We start from the raw sequence: 16,790 nt of genomic DNA on the forward strand, positions 1-16,790 counted from the left end.
ATCGTCGCGCCGGTTGTGGATCCGCGCGCGGCATTGCCGGAGCGGATTCCGGAGGGGCGAGCGAATTTCCGGCGGGAGGGCCGGGCCGTTCTTCACCCGTGCGGCACGTCGGCGGTGCGGGGGTGCTCGGCGACGACCAGCCGCCGGGCCCGCACCACGGCGACCACGAACGCCGGGACGGCGAGCGCGAACAGCGGCAGGCTCGCGCCGGTGACGGGCTCGAGCACCACGAGCAGCACCGGCAGGGCGAAGCCCAGGTAGGGGCCGACGTAGAAGACACCGGTCAGCGTCCCGCGCGCAGTCTTGGGCGCGAGCGACTCGAGGTCGAGCAGTCCCTCGCGCAGGCACAGCCCGTAGGCCACCCCGAGCACGGGTGCCGCGACGGGCAGCAACCACAGCGGCGGGTGCGTTCCGCCGGCGCCGACGAGGAGGAACCCGAGCCCGGCGAGGACGGCGCCGACCGTCCCGGCCCGCGGTCCCCACTCCCGGCGCCGCGCCGCCGCCTGCACGACGATCCCGGAGCCCAGGGCGAGCAGCGCCGCGGCGCCGGTCAGTGCCGGTCCCGCGTACTCGCTCGAGACGCGGGCCGGGAAGGTCACGAACGCGACAGTGACGCAGGCGAACACCCAGGGCGCCAGCGGTAACGACCAGGACAGTGCGGCGGCCACCGACCGTCCGTGCCCCGGCACGACCGGTTGCAGGTCCGCCGCCGCGTAGTGCGCGGACCGGCTCCACACCGCCGCGGCGGCCACGGCCGCCGCCGACAACGCGGCCGAGAGCACGAAGGGGAGGGACAGCGGCCGCGGGCCGAACTCGGCGAGCAGACCGGACACGAAGGGTCCCAGGGCGAATCCGGAGCTGAGGGCCACGCCGGCGAGCACCGTGCCGACCTTCCCGCGCAGGTCCGTGGCCCACGCGGTCCCCGCCCCGATGGCCAGTCCTGCGCCGATCCCGACGACGAGACGGCCCGCGACGAGCCCGGCGGCGTCGTGCCGGACGAGGAGCAGCACGGTACCGGCGAGGGCGATCGTCGCACCGGGGAGCACGACCGCGGCTCGGCCCACCCGGTCCGAGAGGGCACCGCCGCCGACCAGGCCGGGCAGCAGTCCGAGCGCGTAGATGCCGAACACCCCGTCGAGCAGTGCGTGCGAGAGACCTTCGTGCTCGCGCAGGACGGGGATCATCGCGGCGAAGTGGTTCGCCGCCCACCCGGTGGTGACGAGGACGGCCAGCACGCCGGCCAGGGCCCGGCTCAGCTGTCGTGCCGGTGCGGGCGGTGCTGCGGTCATCATCTGTCCTCTCGCCGGGGCCGGACCCGTCACGCTAACCGACCGGCCGCTCGGGCCGGACCGGTGGATGCTCCTGGGGACGTCGAGCGGCGGCGATCAGCTCAGTGCCGCCAAACCGGCGTCCAGACAGCCGAGCATCCGCTGAAGGTGAGGAACGTTGCGCCGGCAGGCGATCAGACCGAACTCGATGTTGTCGGCGTAGCTGAGCACTGTGATGTTCAGGGCTTGGCCTTCCACCGGCATCGACACCGGATACCAACTTTCCATCGTGGCGTCGCCCCAGAAGAGTCGCTTGCGTGGCCCGGGCACGTTGGAGATCACCACGTTATACGGCGGCGCCGCGACCGACGTGAAGCCGGGCACGGCGGCCAGACCGGTGGGACCGATCGAGGTCAGCATGCCGATCGTCGAAAGCTGGAGTGCGCTGCGCCCGCGCATCACCTCCTTGGCGGCCAGCATGGAGGCCTGGATGCGGTGCAGGCGTTCCACCGGGTCGGCGACGTCGGTGGCCAACCGGCACAGCACCATCGTGACCGCGTTGCCGTCACCCTCGGTGCGCGGCAGAGCCACCGGCACCGCGGCGACCAGTGACTTCTCTGGTAGGTCGGCGGTGCTGGAGAGATACTCGCGCAGCGCGCCCGAACACATCGCCAGCACCACGTCGTTGATGGTCGCGCCGTGGCGCTCGGCCACCGCGGCGATCGCGGCCATCGGCCACGACTGGGCGGCAAAGCGTCGCGCCCCGGTCAGCGGGCGATTCAAGACGGTCTTCGGAGCGGTGAACGGCAGCGCCGCATCGGGTGTGCGCAGCCCCCTCGTGACCACTTGCGCCGCCGCGGGCAGGACACCGGCGAGGTCCTTGACGAAACCGCGCGGGCGGGCCGGATCACGGGTCGCCCTCGGCCGCGGGCCCCACAGCGGGCGCGGTGTGCCGGTCGGCTGGTCCGACAGCATGGCCGCGGTGTTGCGGACCGCGTTCACACCGTCGGTCAGCGCGTGGTGCACCTTGCCGTACACCGCGAACCGGTTGTCGTCGAGTCCCTCGATGAGGTGGAACTCCCACAGCGGCCGGTGCCGGTCGAGCAGTGTGCCGTGCAACCGCGACACCAGGGCCAGCAGTTCGCGCACCCGGCCGGGCCGCGGCAGCGCCGAATGCCGCACGTGGTAATCGAGGTCGACGTCGTCGTCGTCTGCCCAGCGCAGCGCCCCCGACAGCGGGCCCGGCCAGGCCGGTTTGCGCCGGTACATCCCCGCCGGCTCGGTGCTTTCGAGCAACCGTCGATACAGATCGTGCACATAGTCGGGTGGGGCACCGTCGGGCAGCCGGAACACGTGCAGGCCGCCGACGTGCATGGGGTGTTCACGGGTTTCCGACGCCAGGAACATCGCGTCGGACGGGGTGATGAATGTCATGGCGGAACCTCGTTCGGAATGTCCTCGGGTTCGAGCGTCAGCGGCTCGGCGGAACGGCGACGGTCGGCAGGGTCCGCGCCGGCTCGAGGACGCGGGTGAGGAAGCCGATCTGGTCACGCAGCATCCGTTGCTGCCAAGGGCCGTCGTAGACGTCGAAGTGATCGACGGGGTACTCGCACAACAGTGCAGAAGCTCCGGCCTTCTTCGCGGTCCTGCGCGCGGCGACGGGCGGTGCGACACGGTCGTGTGTGCCCACCTGCACAAGGATCGGGCAGCCAAGACGGCCGGCAGCGGTGATGGGACGGTTCACGGGCACCTCCAGAGCTGTGCGCGCGCAGATCTCGTTCCGCCACGTCGGGCCGGCGATGGAGGTGTAGGCCTCCTCGGCGCCGGGGGTGCTGATGATCGCCACCTTTCCCCGCTGTGCCACCACCGGGATGTGGTGCGGTCGGCGCCCGGCGATCCGGCGAGCGAGGTCGCGCAGCCCGTGGCCGGTGGTGCGCACCAGTTGGCCGGCTCCGGCGTAGCGGGCGATCTGCACCGCCGCTGCCAGCCCGTCGGTCGCCGGGGTCATCGATACGATCGCCGCGACCCGCCTGTCCTGGGCGGCGACTGCGATGACATGACCACCGGAGTACGACGTTCCCCACAATGCGATTCGATCGGCGTCCACGCCGGGCAGGTGACGGGCGGCGGCGATCGCCGCGTGATAGTCCTGGCGCTGACGTCGGAAGGAAACGTCCTGGCGCGGTGTTCCTTCCGAATCGCCGAAGCCACGGTAGTCGAACACCAATACGTCGATTCCGTGGTCGGCGAACCCCTCGGCATAGCCGATCAGGCCGGTGTCCCGGGTGCCGCCGAAGCCGTGTGCCATCACCACGCACGGGCGTCCGGCTGCGCCGGCCAGCACGTCGGAGACGGCCGGAATATGCCAGGCCGCGCAGGCGACGCCGTGACTGGGGAAGGTCAGATTCTTCTTCATCTCGGTCGCTCCGTTCCTACGACGCGACGGCAGCCGTGCGGCTGGGTGCGAACTCGAGCGCCGGATCCTCGACCGGCCCGCGACGCAGCCGTTCGACGTCCTTCTCGTAGGCCATCTGTACCGTCCACGGGCCGCTGGTGCCGCCGCGCGGGAACCTCGCGATGGCCCGCTGGACATATCCCGAGCTCATGTCGACCACGGGGACACGGTCCATGTGCGGATCGTCGAGCACTGGTTCGACGGTGCCGTAGCCGTGGCTGTCCATGTAGTCGAGCAGTCGGCAGAAGTGCTCGCACACCAAGTCGACTTTGAGCGTCCAGGAGATGTTCGTGTATCCCAGTGCGAACACGAAATTCGGGACACCCGACAACATCATCGCCTTGTAGACCGTCGTGTCGGGCAGGTTCACAGGCCGCCCGTCCACGCCCAGTGCGATCTTTCCGAACGGTGTCATGTTGAGTCCGGTCGCCGTGACGACGATGTCGGCGGCCAACTCCTGACCCGATTCCAGCAGAATCCCTTCCTTGGTGAACCGTTCGATCCGGTCGGTCACCACCGAGGCCTGCCCCGCGGATATCGCCTTGAACAGATCCCCGTCGGGTACCATGCACAGGCGCTGGTCCCACGGGTTGTAGCGCGGGGTGAAATGGGTGTCCACGTCGAAGCTCGCGGGTAGCTGCCGGCGCACGTTGGCGATCAACAGCGTGCGCATGAGCTTGGGCGCGAGCCGGCAGGCCTTGTAGATCCCGCGGTTGAGCATGATGTTCTTGCGCCGGATGATCCGGTGGGCGCGGGCGGGACCGACCACTTTGTTCAGGGTGTTCGCGATCGCGTCCTCGGCCGGGATCGAGAACACGTAGCTCGGGGAGCGCTGCAGCATCGTGACGTGACCGGCCTTGCCGGCCATCGACGGGATCAGCGTCACGGCGGTGGCGCCGGAGCCGACGACCACCACGCGCTTGCCGGCGTAGTCGAGATCCTCGGGCCAGTGCTGCGGGTGGATCAGTCGGCCCGCGAACTCCTCCGCGCCCTCGATTCGAGGCGTGAAGCCTTCCTCGTAGTCGTAGTAGCCGGTGCCCAGGAACAGGAATCGCGCGGTGAAGTGCACGGGTTCGGCACTGCCTGCCTGCTGCGCGGTGACGGTCCAGCGTCCGTCCGCCGAGGAGAACTCTGCGGCGCTGACCCGGTAGCCGAAACGAATGTGCTCGTCGAGACGGTTCTCGGTGACGGTCTGCCGCAGGTAATCCATGATGATGTGCCCGTCCGCGATCGACTTCCGATGCGTCCACGGTTTGAATTCGTAGCCGAAGCTAGGCATATCCGAATCCGAGCGGATGCCCGGATAGCGGAACAGGCTCCACGTGCCGCCGATCGAATCCCGGCCTTCCAGGACTGCGAACGTCGTACCGGGACGGCGTGTCCGGAGGTGATACGCCGCGCCGATGCCGGAAATGCCGGCGCCGACGATCAAGACGTCGAAATGCGTGTCTTCCGTGTGGTGACCGCTCTGCTCGGTGGTCGTCGGGGTGCTCATGGTCGGTCTCCTCGAGCGGTGTGCTGGTGTGTGACGGCATTCACAGTAGAACCGCAACAGCACGCGCTGACATGTCTACCGGCACGCTCTTTCCGCACCGATATGTGCTGTGGCACACTTGTATCGTGCTCCGTGCGGCAGTGGCGCCCGAAGTTGTTTCCCTCGTCGGTGACGTCGCCGAACTGATGCTGCGCGAAATCGATCAGCTCGTCGCCGAGATGGACGCCGCCGAGGTGGCGGTGGCCCCGATGCTGGGCGCAGACGCGGCGATCGCCGCGGAGATGTCGGCAAGCAATCGCGCCAACGCCGCGCGCCTGCTGACCACCCTCGCCCGGCGTGAGGTCGGGGGCGCGCCGATCGACGTGCCACCCGAAGCCCTCGACGTCGTCCGCACCGTCGTGCGTCGCGGCATCGACCTCGAGGTGATCTACCAGGCCTACCGCCGGGGCCAGAACGTCGCCTGGCAGCGGTTTCTGGCTCATGCCGGACGGATGGTCCCACCGGGGCCGCAGTTCGTGGAGTTGTTGGAGGTCACCTCGCAGCTGATGTTCGACTACGTCGACCACGTGGTGAGCCGTGTCATCGCCGACGCCCAGCGGGAACGCGAGGAGGTGCTCGGCGGCGCGCTGGCCCGCCGCGCCGAGACCGTGCATCTGATCCTCGACGGCGCCCCGATCGACCCCCGCCGAGCCAGTGAACGCCTCGGATATCAGCTCGCTCGCCACCACACCGCACTCGTCCTGTGGGCCGAACCGGCGGGCGGCACGCAGGGGGCACTGGAGTCCGCCGCGACGCTGCTGGCCCAGGCCGCCGGCGCCCGCACACCCCTCACCCTGCCCGCGGGCACCTCGACGCTGTGGGCGTGGCTGGGCACCGGATCCGAACCTGCACTCGACGCGCTGCGCGAAGCAATAACCAAGGCGCAGCCGAACATTCGGGTGGTCGTCGGTCCCGCCCGAGTGGGCATCGACGGCTTCCGTCGATCGCACGACGCGGCACTGACCATGCACCGCCTGCTCAGCGGGCAACGCGGCGGCGACCGCGTCGCGCTCTACCGCGAGTTCGAAGTCACCACGTTGGCCGCTCGAGACCTGGATCGGGCGGCCGAATTCGTCGCCACGACGCTGGGTCCGCTCGCTGCGGACACGCCCGGTGCGGCGCGTCTCCGCCAGACATTGCGGGTGTTCCTCGAGGAAGCCGAAAACGCCCCTCGCACCGCCGCACGCCTGCACACCCACCGCAACACCGTCCTCCAGCGTGTCACCCGGGCAACCGAACTGCTCGGACACCGCCCCGGCGCGCGCCGGCTTCCCGTCGAGCTCGCGTTGGAGCTGGCTCACCATCTCGGGCCACGACTCCTGGCCCGTGATTGAGGGACGACGCCCGCACTCGGTGGTCCGGTGCCGGTCTCGACGCCCGGCGGGTCCAGCGTCCATGCCATTGTCAGCGCAGTACCTCCCCGGCGGTCCGCCGGACGACGTCGGTGAGTGCGTCGAGCACCGGCGACTCGAGCCGCCAGCGCTGCCAGTACAGCGGCACGTCGAACGGGTCGTCCGCGGCGAGGAACACGAGTCCGTCGGTGTCGGTGAGCATCGGTTCCGGCAGCATGCCCCAGCCCAGGCCGAGCCGCGCGGCCTCGACGAACTCGGCGGCGCCGGGCACGTAGTGCCGGGGCGGGTCGAGGCGGCGCCGGGTGCGGCGGCGCAGGAACCGGTCCTGCAGGTCGTCCTTGCGGTCGAAGCTGAGCATCGGGGCGTGCCCGAGCGCCTCGGCGTCCGGTCCGCCGGGAAACCAGCGGTCCGCGAAGTCGACGCTCGCCATCGCGTGATACCGCATGGCGCCGAGCCTTTCGGAGACGCACCCCTGCACCGGCTCGGGCACCGACGTCACGGCGGCCATCGCGGTGCCGTCCCGCAGCCGCGCGGGGGCGTGGTACTCGTCCTCCCGGTGCACTTCGAACAGGGCGCGATGACGCTCGGGCATACGGGCCAGGGCGCGCAGCATCCACGTCGACATCGAGTCCGCGTTGACGACGAGGGGAACCGACACGTAGTCCCGCTCGGCCGTGAGTCCGAGCGCCTCGGCGGTGTCCTCCTCGAGCCGCGCCACCTGCCGGGCCAGTCGCATCACGGCCTCGCCCGCGGCCGTCGCGGACACCGGCCGGGTGCGCCGCACCAGGACCCGGCCGACGTGCTGCTCGAGGGCCTTGATCCGCTGGCTCACCGCGGACGGGGTGAGGCGCAGCGCCGCGGCCGCGCCGTCGAAGGTGCCCTCGTCCAGCACCGCGGCGAAGGTCCGTAGCTGCGCGAAGTCCAGGTCCACGTGAAGAAACTCTAATGGTACTGAAGAAAAATCAACTGTTCTTCATCGAGTCGGATTCCTAGCGTGGGTGGCATGCACCTCGTCGTCGTCGGATTCCTCACCGGCCTGTCGCTCATCGTCGCGATCGGTGCGCAGAACGCGTTCGTGCTGCGCCTGGCGATCGCGCGGCGGCACGTGCTGCCGGTGATCGCGGTCTGTGCCCTGTCCGACGCAGTGCTCGTCGCCGCCGGCATCGCCGGCATCGCCACGGTGCTCGACCGGGTTCCCGGCGTGCTCGGGGTGATCCGCTGGGCCGGCGCGGCGTTCCTCGTGGGCTACGGACTGCTCGCCGCGCGGCGGGCGCTGCGCCCGGCCGCCCTGACCGCCGCGGCGGGCGGTCCCGTCACTGTCGGCGCAGCGCTGGCCACCTGCCTGGCGCTGACCTGGCTCAACCCGCACGTCTACCTCGACACCGTGCTGATGCTCGGCTCCGTCGCCAACCACCACGGGGATCCGGGACGCTGGTGGTTCGGCGCCGGCGCGGTGCTGGCCAGCGTCGTGTGGTTCCTCGGGCTCGGTTACGGGGCCCGGTTGCTGCGCGGAGTGTTCGCGAGACCCGCCTCGTGGCGCGTGCTCGACGGCGGCATCGCCGTGCTCATGGTCGGCCTCGGCGTCGGCATGGTGGCGGGCTGACGCCGGGCTCGCGTCAATCCTTGACCAGCGCGAACCGGCGGCCGCTGATCTCGCTCGCGGTGACCTCGACGAAGTTGTACTTCGGAGTGGGCACCCAGGCTTGCAGCCCCAGTTCCTCGGCCTCCTGGATCTCGTTGTAACGAACCAGGTTTCGAGCTCGACCGTGCAGCACCACGCTCCAGGCCCGGTCCTGCTCCACGTGGTCGGCTTCGAAGACCACCTCGGCGTTCAACGTCAGCTCGACCAGCTTGCTGCCCTCGGCCGTCCGGAAGTACAGCTTCCTGTCACGCACCGCGAAGTTGATCGGGAAGACGTCGGGCCGTCCGTCCGAGACCACCACGAGCCGGCCGATCCGCTCGGTGCCGAGCAGCTCCCAGCTCTCCTCGTCGCTCAGGACGACGACAGGATCGTCGATGTTCGGCTCACTCATGGCTCCTCCGATCCGGCGGCGTGCGCCTCGATATCACCGCCTCCAGCACATCACGGATCCGGGCGCGGCACAGGCGGATCGTGTGTCGAATCGCGCGGCATCCGTCACATCGATAGCGTGGGAGCCGCCCGACCTCACCGAGGAGCGTGCGAGATGACCCTGGCCACCACGTGGCACACCCGCGACGCCGACGCCGTCGCGGCGGCCCTCGACGTCGACCCCGCGGTGGGACTGTCCACCGGTGAGGTCGAGGAGCGCCGGCTCGAGCACGGGCCCAACGCCCTCGTCGAGGCGGCAGCCGTGCCCGGCTGGCGCAAGGTGCTCGCCCTGCTCGCCGACCGGATGACCCTCGTCCTCGTCGCCGCCGCCGTGGTGAGCGCCGTGGTCTCACGCGAATGGGAGACCCCCGTGGTCATCCTCGCCGTCATCACCCTCAACACGGTCCTGAACTACGTGCAGGAGCGACGGGCCGAGAACAGCCTGCAGGCGCTGCGGCAGATGGCCGTCGACACCGCGCGGGTCCGCCGCGACGGCCGCGAACAGCACCTGCCGCGCACCGAACTGGTGCCCGGCGACGTCGTGCTCCTCGAGGCCGGCGACTCCGTGCCCGCCGACGGCCGGGTCGTCACGGCGGCACGGTTGCAGGTCGCCGAGTCCGCGCTCACCGGTGAGTCCCATCCCGTCGACAAGACCGTCGAACCCGTCGACGACGAGCAGGCCCCGCTGGGCGACCGCGCCGACATGCTCTTCATGAACACCGAGATCACCCGCGGGCGGGGCGCGATGGTGGTCACGGCCACCGGGATGCAGACCGAGATCGGCGCGATCGCCACCCTGCTCGGTACCGCGGGGGTGGAGAAGACCCCGTTGCAGCGCCGCATCGACCAGCTCGCCAAGACCCTCACCATCGTCGCGCTCACCGTCGTCGCCGTCGTGTTCGTGCTCGGCCTGCTGCGCGGACAGTCGTGGTCCGACCTGCTGATCACCGCCGTCTCGCTCGCCGTCGCCACCATCCCCGAGGGGCTGACCGCGGTCGTCGCGTTCACCCTCGCGATGGGGGCGTCGCGGCTCGCCGCCCGCGGCGCCATCGTCAAACGGCTCGCCGCCGTCGAGACCCTGGGCAGCACCACCCACATCGCCACCGACAAGACCGGCACCCTCACCCTCAACGAGATGACGGTGCAGCGGCTGCTGGCCCGCGGCCGCAGCTTCCGCGTCACCGGAACCGGATACGAAACCGACGGCAAGATCCTCGTCGGCGACGGGCTGCCGCCCCCGGACCTGACCGCGCCGCTGCTCGGGATGGCCCTGTGCAACGACGCCGTCGTCCGCGACGGGGTGCTCGTCGGTGATCCCACCGAGGGCGCGCTGGTGGTGCTCGCCGAGAAGGGCGGCATCGACGTCGAGGGGGCGCGGCTCGCGGTGCCGCGGCTGGCGGAGGTGCCGTTCGACTCCGCCTACAAGTACATGGCGACCTTCCACGCCCTGCCCGACGGCGGGTCCCGGTGCTTCGCCAAGGGCGCTCCCGGTGCACTGCTCGACCGGGCCACCGCGATGCTCGACGGGGACGGCCCCGTCCCGCTCGACGACCGTCGCCGCGAGCGCCTCCGCTCGGCGGTGCAGTCGCTCGCCGCCGAGGGGTTGCGCACCCTGATGATCGCCGGCCGGGACCTGCACGCGGTGCCGCGGGGCGACGCGGAGGCACTGCAGCGTGCGGTGTCCGACCTGACCCTCTACGCCGTGGTCGGCATCGTCGATCCGCCGCGGACGGAGGCCGAGCGGGCCATCGAGGTGGCCCATGCCGCCGGCATCGAGGTGCACATGATCACCGGCGACCACCTCGTGACCGCGTCGGCGATCGCCGGCCGGCTGGGCATCGGTGGTGCCGCGGCCACCGGCGCCGATCTCGATGCCCTGAACGACGACGAGTTGCGCTCCCGGGCAGCAGATTTCGGGGTGCTGGCTCGCGTCGCGCCGGAGCACAAGATCCGGGTCGTCAAGGCGCTGCAGGCGAACGGCGAGGTCGTCGCCATGACCGGCGACGGCGTCAACGACGCGCCGGCCCTCGAGCAGGCCGACATCGGCGTCGCCATGGGAATCACCGGCACCGACGTGTCCAAGAGCGCGGCCGACATGATCCTCACCGACGACAACTTCGCGACCATCGTCGCCGCGGTCGAGGAAGGCCGCGGCATCTACGCCAACATCGTCAAGTTCGTGAAGTTCCAGCTGACCACGGCGTGGGGGTTCGTGCTGATCTTCCTCGTCTCCGGGGCGCTCGGACTGGCCGGGGGCGCACCGTTCACCGCCCTGCAGATCCTGTGGGTCAACATCATCATGGACGGTCCGCCGGCCCTCGCCCTCGGCGTCGACCCCACCGAGCCGGGCACCATGTCCCGGCCGCCGCGGCCGGCACACGAGCGTCTGCTCAGCCGCGACCGGCTCCGTCGCATCCTGGGGCTGGGCATCGTCATGACCGCCGGAACCGTCGCAGTGCTGCACTACGCGCCGCAGTGGTTCCCCGAGAGCGCCGGCGATCCGCTGTTCGCCACCACCCTCGCGTTCACCACGTTCGTCTTCTTCCAGGTGTTCAACCTGCTCAACGTCCGTTCGGAGCTCGGCTCGGTGTTCTCTCTGCAGACCCTCACCAACCACAGCATCTGGATCGCGCTCGTCGTGGTGGTCGTCCTGCAGGTCTGCGTGGTCCAGACGGCCTTCCTGCAGGGCTTCTTCGACACCACCGCGCTCACCTCGCAGCAATGGGCGCTCGCCGTCGGCGTCGGATCTTCGGTGCTGTGGGTGGACGAACTCGTCAAGGCCACCGGGCGGAGCCTGCGGCGCCGGCGTGGTGACGCGCACGCCCGGTCGGGCGCATAGTGGAAGTGGTGTCGCCCTCCGACGAGCACCGCAGAACGCGGAGGTGGGAACGATGGACATGGGCTTGATGCAGATGATGCACATGCTGATGATGCACATGCACCACATGCTGATGCCAGGAATGCCGATGCATCACATGATGCCGATGTGACGGCCTCACACATGCCGATGTGACGGCCTCACACATGTCGATGTGACGGCATCACATGTCGAGGTGAGGGCGTCACGGGAGGCCGTCGGGGCGGCGCCCGGATCAGCCGTGTGGGTGCCCGCCCTCGTGCGGATCCCTGTGCATGCTCTTGTAGAGGTGATGGCTGTACACCTGGAAGCCGAGCATCGCCTCGGTGTACTCCCGCCGCTCCGCGGTGGTCACGGCGTCGGCCAGGGCGACGATCCGTTCCAGGCGCGCTTGCAACTGCCGGTGCAGTTCGGCGGACAGGAAGGCGTAGAGCTTCTCGATCGAGCCGGTCTCGATCGCGCGCTCGGCCAACGGGATCACAGGGCCGACGTCGCCGCCCGCAGGCTTCACGCCGGTGAACGAGGCACCCTCGCCCGCGCGGTGCAGCCGGACCACGGTGTCGAAGAAGTAGAGATCGGCCACCTCGTGGGCGATCGGACCCTCCGCGCGCGCGGCTGTCGCCCGTTCGAACGCCGTGCGCACCTCGTCCTCGGCTTCGAGGGGAACGAACGGCAGGATCAGCTCGACGTTGTCGTCGCCCAGCGCCGCCTCGGCGGCCTTGACGACGGGGCCGTCCATGGAATCGCAATGCGGAGGCACGGAGTGCTCCTTCCGACGATCGGCGAACACGCTCGGTCCCAGGCTAGTGCCGTGGGGTGTCCGCGTCGAAGGGGCACACGTCCAGCAGGGGCCGCGAGCGCCTCGGCGGGGTCCGGGCGGAGGCGTGCGGGTCGATCGCGCCGGGCAAGGTCCGGGCCGACACCGTACATACAGTACGTACGGCGTGGCGGGTCCGGGCCGCGGGGGGTGGCCACCGGGCCTCGCGCCGTCCGGGTTCATCGCCGGGATGCGAACGACGGTTGACACGGGGGCGCGCGGCGGCGAACGTGGACGCATGAGGCGACGTCCCCGCGTCGACGTGCATCAACATGTGTGGCCGGCGTCCTTCGTCGACGCCCTCCGGGCGCGCAGTGCGCCGCCCCGGCTCGACGGCTGGGTGCTGCACCTGCCGGGCGAGCCGCCGTACCGGGTCGACCCCGCAGATCATTCGGTCGCCGCGCGGACGGCCCTCGCGGTCCGGGACGGGATCGATCTGGCGCTGGTGTCGCTGTCGAGCCCGCTCGGGATCGAGGAGCTGCCCGCCGAGGAGTCCCGGCCGCTGCTCGACGCGTATCACGAGGGGGCGTTGAGCCTGCCAGACCGGTTCGGTGTGTGGGCCGCAGCCGGTCTCGCCGAACCCGACCCGGAGACACTGCGTGAGGTCCTCGCGGCCGGCTGCGTGGGTCTGCAGCTGCCGGCGACGGCCCTGGCCGACTCGGCGGGCTTCGACCGGTGCGCGCCGCTGCTGGCGGAACTCGAGCGGGCACACAAGCCGCTGTTCGTGCATCCCGGTCCGGCCGCCGCGCCCGGCGCTCCGCCGTGGTGGCCGGCGATGGTGTCGTACGTGACCCAGATGCACGCCGCCTGGTTCGCCTGGCACGAGTTCGGGTCGCGCCGGTTCCCGGCGCTGCGGGTCCTGTTCGCGATGCTCGCCGGCCTGGCCCCGCTGCATGCCGATCGGATGGCGATGCGCGGCGGTCCCGGCGGCATCCCCGGGGCCGGGGTCTATGTGGAGACGTCGTCGTACGGGCGGGAGGTCGTCGCGGCGGTGACCGCGCGTCTGGGTGAGGACCGGGTGCTGCTCGGCTCCGAGCGGCCCTACGCGCGGCCCCTGGTGCTCGGCGGTGCCGCCGGCATGCGCCTGCGGACGGACAACCCGGCGCGCTTCTTCGCGATGGTGCCTGCGCAGACCCGTTGACACGGACGATCTGTCGCCGCGCCCGGCCCTCGCCCTGCGGATCGCGAACGATCCCGGGGCTCGACGGCGCTCGTGCGATTCGACGAGCGGCAGCGCTGGTCCCCGCGCCCGGTCGTGGACGACCACCACGAAGTGTGGCTGCGTTCGTGGCTGCCGGGCGGAGCACGATCACGGCGACGACGCGGGCGCCGTCGCGGTGGCGCCGGGTCTGCTGACGGAGACCGGCGTCTGCACTCCGGGAGTCTCGGTGGGGTCGAAGTAGCGTTGTCGCGCAGGAAGATTCGTGCGGGTACGGTCCTCGGCTCCGGTGCCGATCGCGTCCACGAGGTGACGAGCGACACGAATTCTCCGGACGTCGGCATTCGCACGTGCGCGCCCGGCGAACCGGTACCGGATCGCCGGCGGGGCGCTCCGGCCGCGTGCATCCGAACGGCCGGCGCGGACCGGTGAACCCCGTCGCCTGTGCCGGTCGTGGTGGTCTCCGAAAGCAACTGCCGCAGAATGGGACTGGTTATCGCCGCTGCGGGTGCGGCGGCCGGATCGCGGCGCGAGCTGTGGACGTCGTCTCGGGCGCGGCAGGTCGTGGACCGCTCCCTCGCCGGCGCGGCTCGTGCCGGGGTGGCCGAACTCACGTCCTCCCGATTCGAGGTCGGCTCGGCGTGTGCACGAGAATGGAGACTCGGCTGGTTTCGCACGCCGACACGATCCAGCGCATCCCGCACTATTCGAAGGTTCCCGCTCATGACGACGACGGCATCCGCATGCCCACCTGCCTCCGCAGCACCGGTGGCCGCCCCCGCGGCCGCCACGACACCGGACGCCCGGCCGCGGCGGGCCCGGGCGATGTGGGCGCTCGCCCTCGGCGGATTCGGCATCGGGACCACCGAGTTCGTCGCGATGGGCCTGCTGCCCGACATCGCGACCGGCCTCGGGGTATCCGAACCCACCGCCGGGCACGTCGTGTCGGCGTACGCCGCCGGTGTCGTCGTCGGTGCGCCGTTGATCGCGGCGCTCACTGCCCGGTTGCCGCGCAAGGCGCTGCTGATCGCGCTCATGATCGCCTTCACCGTCGGCAACGCGGCGACGGTGCTCGCGCCGAGTTACGGACTGCTCGTCGCCTCCCGGTTCGTCGCCGGGCTGCCGCACGGCGCGTACTTCGGGGTCGCCGCCCTCGTCGCCGCGCATCTGGCCGGCCGCGGGCAGCGCGCCCGGGCGGTGGCGCTGGTGATGATGGGCCTGTCGGTGGCGAACGTCGTGGGCGTGCCGGTCGCGTCGTGGCTCGGCATGGCGCTGGGCTGGCGCTCCGCGTTCGCACTGGTGGCGGTGATCGGCACGGTCACCGTCGCCGCGATCGCCGCGTGGGTGCCCGCCCTGGCGATCCGCACCACCAGCGTGAGGACCGAACTCGGCGCGCTGCGGCGCGGGCAGGTGTGGATGACGCTCGCGGTCGCGATGATCGGCTTCGGCGGCGTGTTCGCCGTCTACACCTACATCAGCACCACCCTGACCGACGTCGCCGGAGTGTCGAAGGCGCTGGTCCCGGTCGCCCTGATGCTCTTCGGGCTCGGCATGGTGCTCGGCAACGTGGTCGGCGGCCGCGTCGCCGACCGGGCCCTGGTGCCGGGCATCTTCACGACCATGACGACGCTGGCGGTGCTGCTGGCCGTGTTCGTCGCGGCCGCGCACAACCCGTACACGGCCCTGGCGATGGTGTTCCTCCTCGGCGCGGGTTGCGCCGCGGTCGGGCCGGGTCTGCAGATCCGGCTCATGGACGTCGCGGAGGACGCCCAGACCCTGGCCGCGTCGCTCAACCACGCGGCGTTCAACCTCGCGAACGCGTTCGGCGCCTGGATCGGGGGCGCGGTGATCGCCGCGGGTTTCGGCTACACCGCGCCGGCCGCCGTGGGTGCGGTGCTCGCGCTCGGCGGGGTCGCCGTCCTCGCCCTCGCCGTGCGACTGCCGTCGGCGCCGTGACCGGACCTCGTGATTGGATACCGACGTGACCGACCCCAGCACCACCGCTTCCGCCGTGCCCACCCCGCCCGACCCGTTCTTCACCGTCGGTACCCGGCTCGACAACGGACTCGGACGCACCGGCACGATCCACACCCCGCACGGTGACATCCACACCCCGGCGTTCGTCGGTGTGGGTACCAAGGCGACGGTCAAGGCGGTCCTGCCCGAGGCGATGAAGGAACTCGGGGCGCAGGCGCTGCTCGCCAACGCCTACCACCTGTATCTGCAGCCCGGATCGGACATCGTCGACGAGGCCGGTGGGCTCGGCAAGTTCATGAACTGGGACGGGCCCACCTTCACCGACAGCGGCGGATTCCAGGTGATGTCCCTCGGGGTCGGCTTCAAGAAGGTCCTGGCGATGGACGCCGTGGGCGTGCAGTCCGACGACGTCATCGCCGAAGGCAAGGAGCGGCTCGCGCACGTCGACGACGACGGCGTCACCTTCAAGTCCCACCTCGACGGCTCCCGGCATCGGTTCACGCCCGAGGCGTCGATGCGCATCCAGCATCAGCTCGGCGCCGACATCATCTTCGCGTTCGACGAGCTGACCACCCTGATGAACACCCGCGGCTACCAGGAGCGGTCCGTCGAGCGGACCCAGGCGTGGGCGGTGCGGTGCATCGCCGAGCACGAGAAGCTCACGGCGCAACGCGCCCACCGTCCGTACCAGGCGCTGTTCGGGGTGGTGCAGGGTGCGCAGTACGAGGACCTGCGCCGGCAGGCGTGCCGCGGTCTCGAATCGGTCGTCGGCGAGTCGGGCCGCGGCTTCGACGGCTACGGCATCGGCGGCGCCCTCGAGAAGCAGAACCTCGGCACCATCGTCCGGTGGTGCACCGAGGAACTGCCCGAGCACAAGCCGCGGCACCTGCTCGGCATCAGCGAACCCGACGACATGTTCGTCGCGATCGAGCACGGCGTCGACACGTTCGACTGCGTGAACCCGTCCCGGGTGGCGCGCAACGCGGCCATCTACCACCCGGACGGCCGGTTCAACATCAACACCAGCCGGTTCCGCCGCGACTTCACCCCCATCGACGAGGACTGCGACTGCTACACCTGCCGCCACTACACGCGCGCGTACATCCATCACCTGTTCAAGGCCAAGGAGATGCTGGCGTCCACGTTGTGCACCATCCACAACGAGCGGTTCACGGTGCGGCTCGTCGACGACATCCGCGCCGCCGTCGACGGCGGATACTTCGAGGAGCACAAGGCCGAGACCCTGGGCCGGTTCTACGCGCGGCGGTGAGCGAGGACCCGGCGGGCCGCGGCGGCCGGC

At 70.8% G+C, this 16,790-nt stretch carries 13 protein-coding genes; 6 read left to right on the forward strand and 7 right to left on the reverse strand.

The genetic code is table 11. The features are described from left to right. Positions 1-92: 92 nt before the first annotated feature. The 4 genes from OEY_RS0116010 to OEY_RS0116025 all read right to left on the reverse strand — a co-directional run bounded on the left by OEY_RS0116010 (position 93) and on the right by OEY_RS0116025 (position 5,218). Positions 93-1,292, reverse strand: coding sequence for an MFS transporter (locus OEY_RS0116010; RefSeq protein ID WP_010594859.1), 1,200 nt, complete (start codon positions 1,290-1,292; stop codon positions 93-95). A gap of 93 nt (positions 1,293-1,385) precedes the next feature. After that, positions 1,386-2,702, reverse strand: coding sequence for a WS/DGAT/MGAT family O-acyltransferase (locus OEY_RS0116015; RefSeq protein ID WP_010594860.1), 1,317 nt, complete (start codon positions 2,700-2,702; stop codon positions 1,386-1,388). A gap of 37 nt (positions 2,703-2,739) precedes the next feature. Next, positions 2,740-3,684, reverse strand: a complete 945-nt coding sequence (locus tag OEY_RS0116020) for an alpha/beta hydrolase (RefSeq protein WP_010594861.1) — start codon at positions 3,682-3,684, stop codon at positions 2,740-2,742. A gap of 16 nt (positions 3,685-3,700) precedes the next feature. Further along, a complete protein-coding gene (locus OEY_RS0116025; protein WP_010594862.1) occupies positions 3,701-5,218 on the reverse strand; it encodes a flavin-containing monooxygenase in 1,518 nt (505 codons plus the stop codon). 185 nt (positions 5,219-5,403) lie between these two features. On the opposite strand from OEY_RS0116025, the gene OEY_RS0116030 reads away from it, so the two are divergent. Beyond that, positions 5,404-6,591 carry a PucR family transcriptional regulator gene (locus OEY_RS0116030; RefSeq protein WP_048773670.1) on the forward strand — a complete coding sequence of 396 codons (1,188 nt, stop codon included), beginning with the start codon at positions 5,404-5,406 and terminating at the stop codon, positions 6,589-6,591. Between the two features lie 70 nt (positions 6,592-6,661). Here the strand turns inward: OEY_RS0116030 and OEY_RS0116035 are convergent, their stop codons facing one another. Beyond that, positions 6,662-7,540: a LysR family transcriptional regulator ArgP gene (locus OEY_RS0116035; RefSeq protein WP_010594864.1), complete on the reverse strand. Its 879-nt coding sequence runs from the start codon at positions 7,538-7,540 to the stop codon at positions 6,662-6,664. A gap of 72 nt (positions 7,541-7,612) precedes the next feature. On the opposite strand from OEY_RS0116035, the gene OEY_RS0116040 reads away from it, so the two are divergent. Further along, complete coding sequence (locus OEY_RS0116040) at positions 7,613-8,212, forward strand: LysE/ArgO family amino acid transporter (RefSeq protein WP_010594865.1); 600 nt, start codon at positions 7,613-7,615, stop codon at positions 8,210-8,212. A gap of 13 nt (positions 8,213-8,225) precedes the next feature. Here the strand turns inward: OEY_RS0116040 and OEY_RS0116045 are convergent, their stop codons facing one another. Beyond that, the gene (locus OEY_RS0116045; protein ID WP_010594866.1) at positions 8,226-8,642 is read right to left on the reverse strand and encodes a pyridoxamine 5'-phosphate oxidase family protein; all 417 of its coding nucleotides are present in this window, start codon (positions 8,640-8,642) and stop codon (positions 8,226-8,228) included. A 153-nt stretch (positions 8,643-8,795) separates the two neighbouring features. Between OEY_RS0116045 and OEY_RS0116050 the strand changes: the two genes are divergently transcribed. After that, a complete protein-coding gene (locus OEY_RS0116050; RefSeq protein WP_010594867.1) occupies positions 8,796-11,519 on the forward strand; it encodes a cation-translocating P-type ATPase in 2,724 nt (907 codons plus the stop codon). A 253-nt stretch (positions 11,520-11,772) separates the two neighbouring features. On the opposite strand, the gene OEY_RS0116060 is transcribed toward OEY_RS0116050, so the two are convergent. Continuing rightward, the gene (locus OEY_RS0116060) at positions 11,773-12,276 is read right to left on the reverse strand and encodes a DUF6448 family protein (protein WP_010594868.1); all 504 of its coding nucleotides are present in this window, start codon (positions 12,274-12,276) and stop codon (positions 11,773-11,775) included. Between the two features lie 316 nt (positions 12,277-12,592). Here OEY_RS0116060 and OEY_RS0116065 point away from each other — a divergent pair, with 316 nt between their 5' ends. The 3 genes from OEY_RS0116065 (at position 12,593) to tgt (ending at position 16,760) form a co-directional block, all read left to right on the forward strand. Continuing rightward, complete coding sequence (locus tag OEY_RS0116065; protein ID WP_155621887.1) at positions 12,593-13,495, forward strand: amidohydrolase family protein; 903 nt, start codon at positions 12,593-12,595, stop codon at positions 13,493-13,495. 741 nt (positions 13,496-14,236) lie between these two features. Then, entirely contained in the window at positions 14,237-15,469 is a 1,233-nt protein-coding gene (locus OEY_RS0116075; RefSeq protein WP_051009387.1) for an MFS transporter, read from the forward strand. A gap of 25 nt (positions 15,470-15,494) precedes the next feature. Further along, on the forward strand, positions 15,495-16,760 hold the full coding sequence (gene tgt, locus OEY_RS0116080) for a tRNA guanosine(34) transglycosylase Tgt (protein WP_010594871.1): 1,266 nt from the start codon (positions 15,495-15,497) through the stop codon (positions 16,758-16,760). Positions 16,761-16,790 lie beyond the last annotated feature (30 nt).

Origin of the sequence: Rhodococcus sp. P14 (genome assembly GCF_000256505.1) — a bacterium.
In the GTDB taxonomy this organism is placed as follows: Bacteria; Actinomycetota; Actinomycetes; order Mycobacteriales; family Mycobacteriaceae; genus Rhodococcus; species Rhodococcus ruber.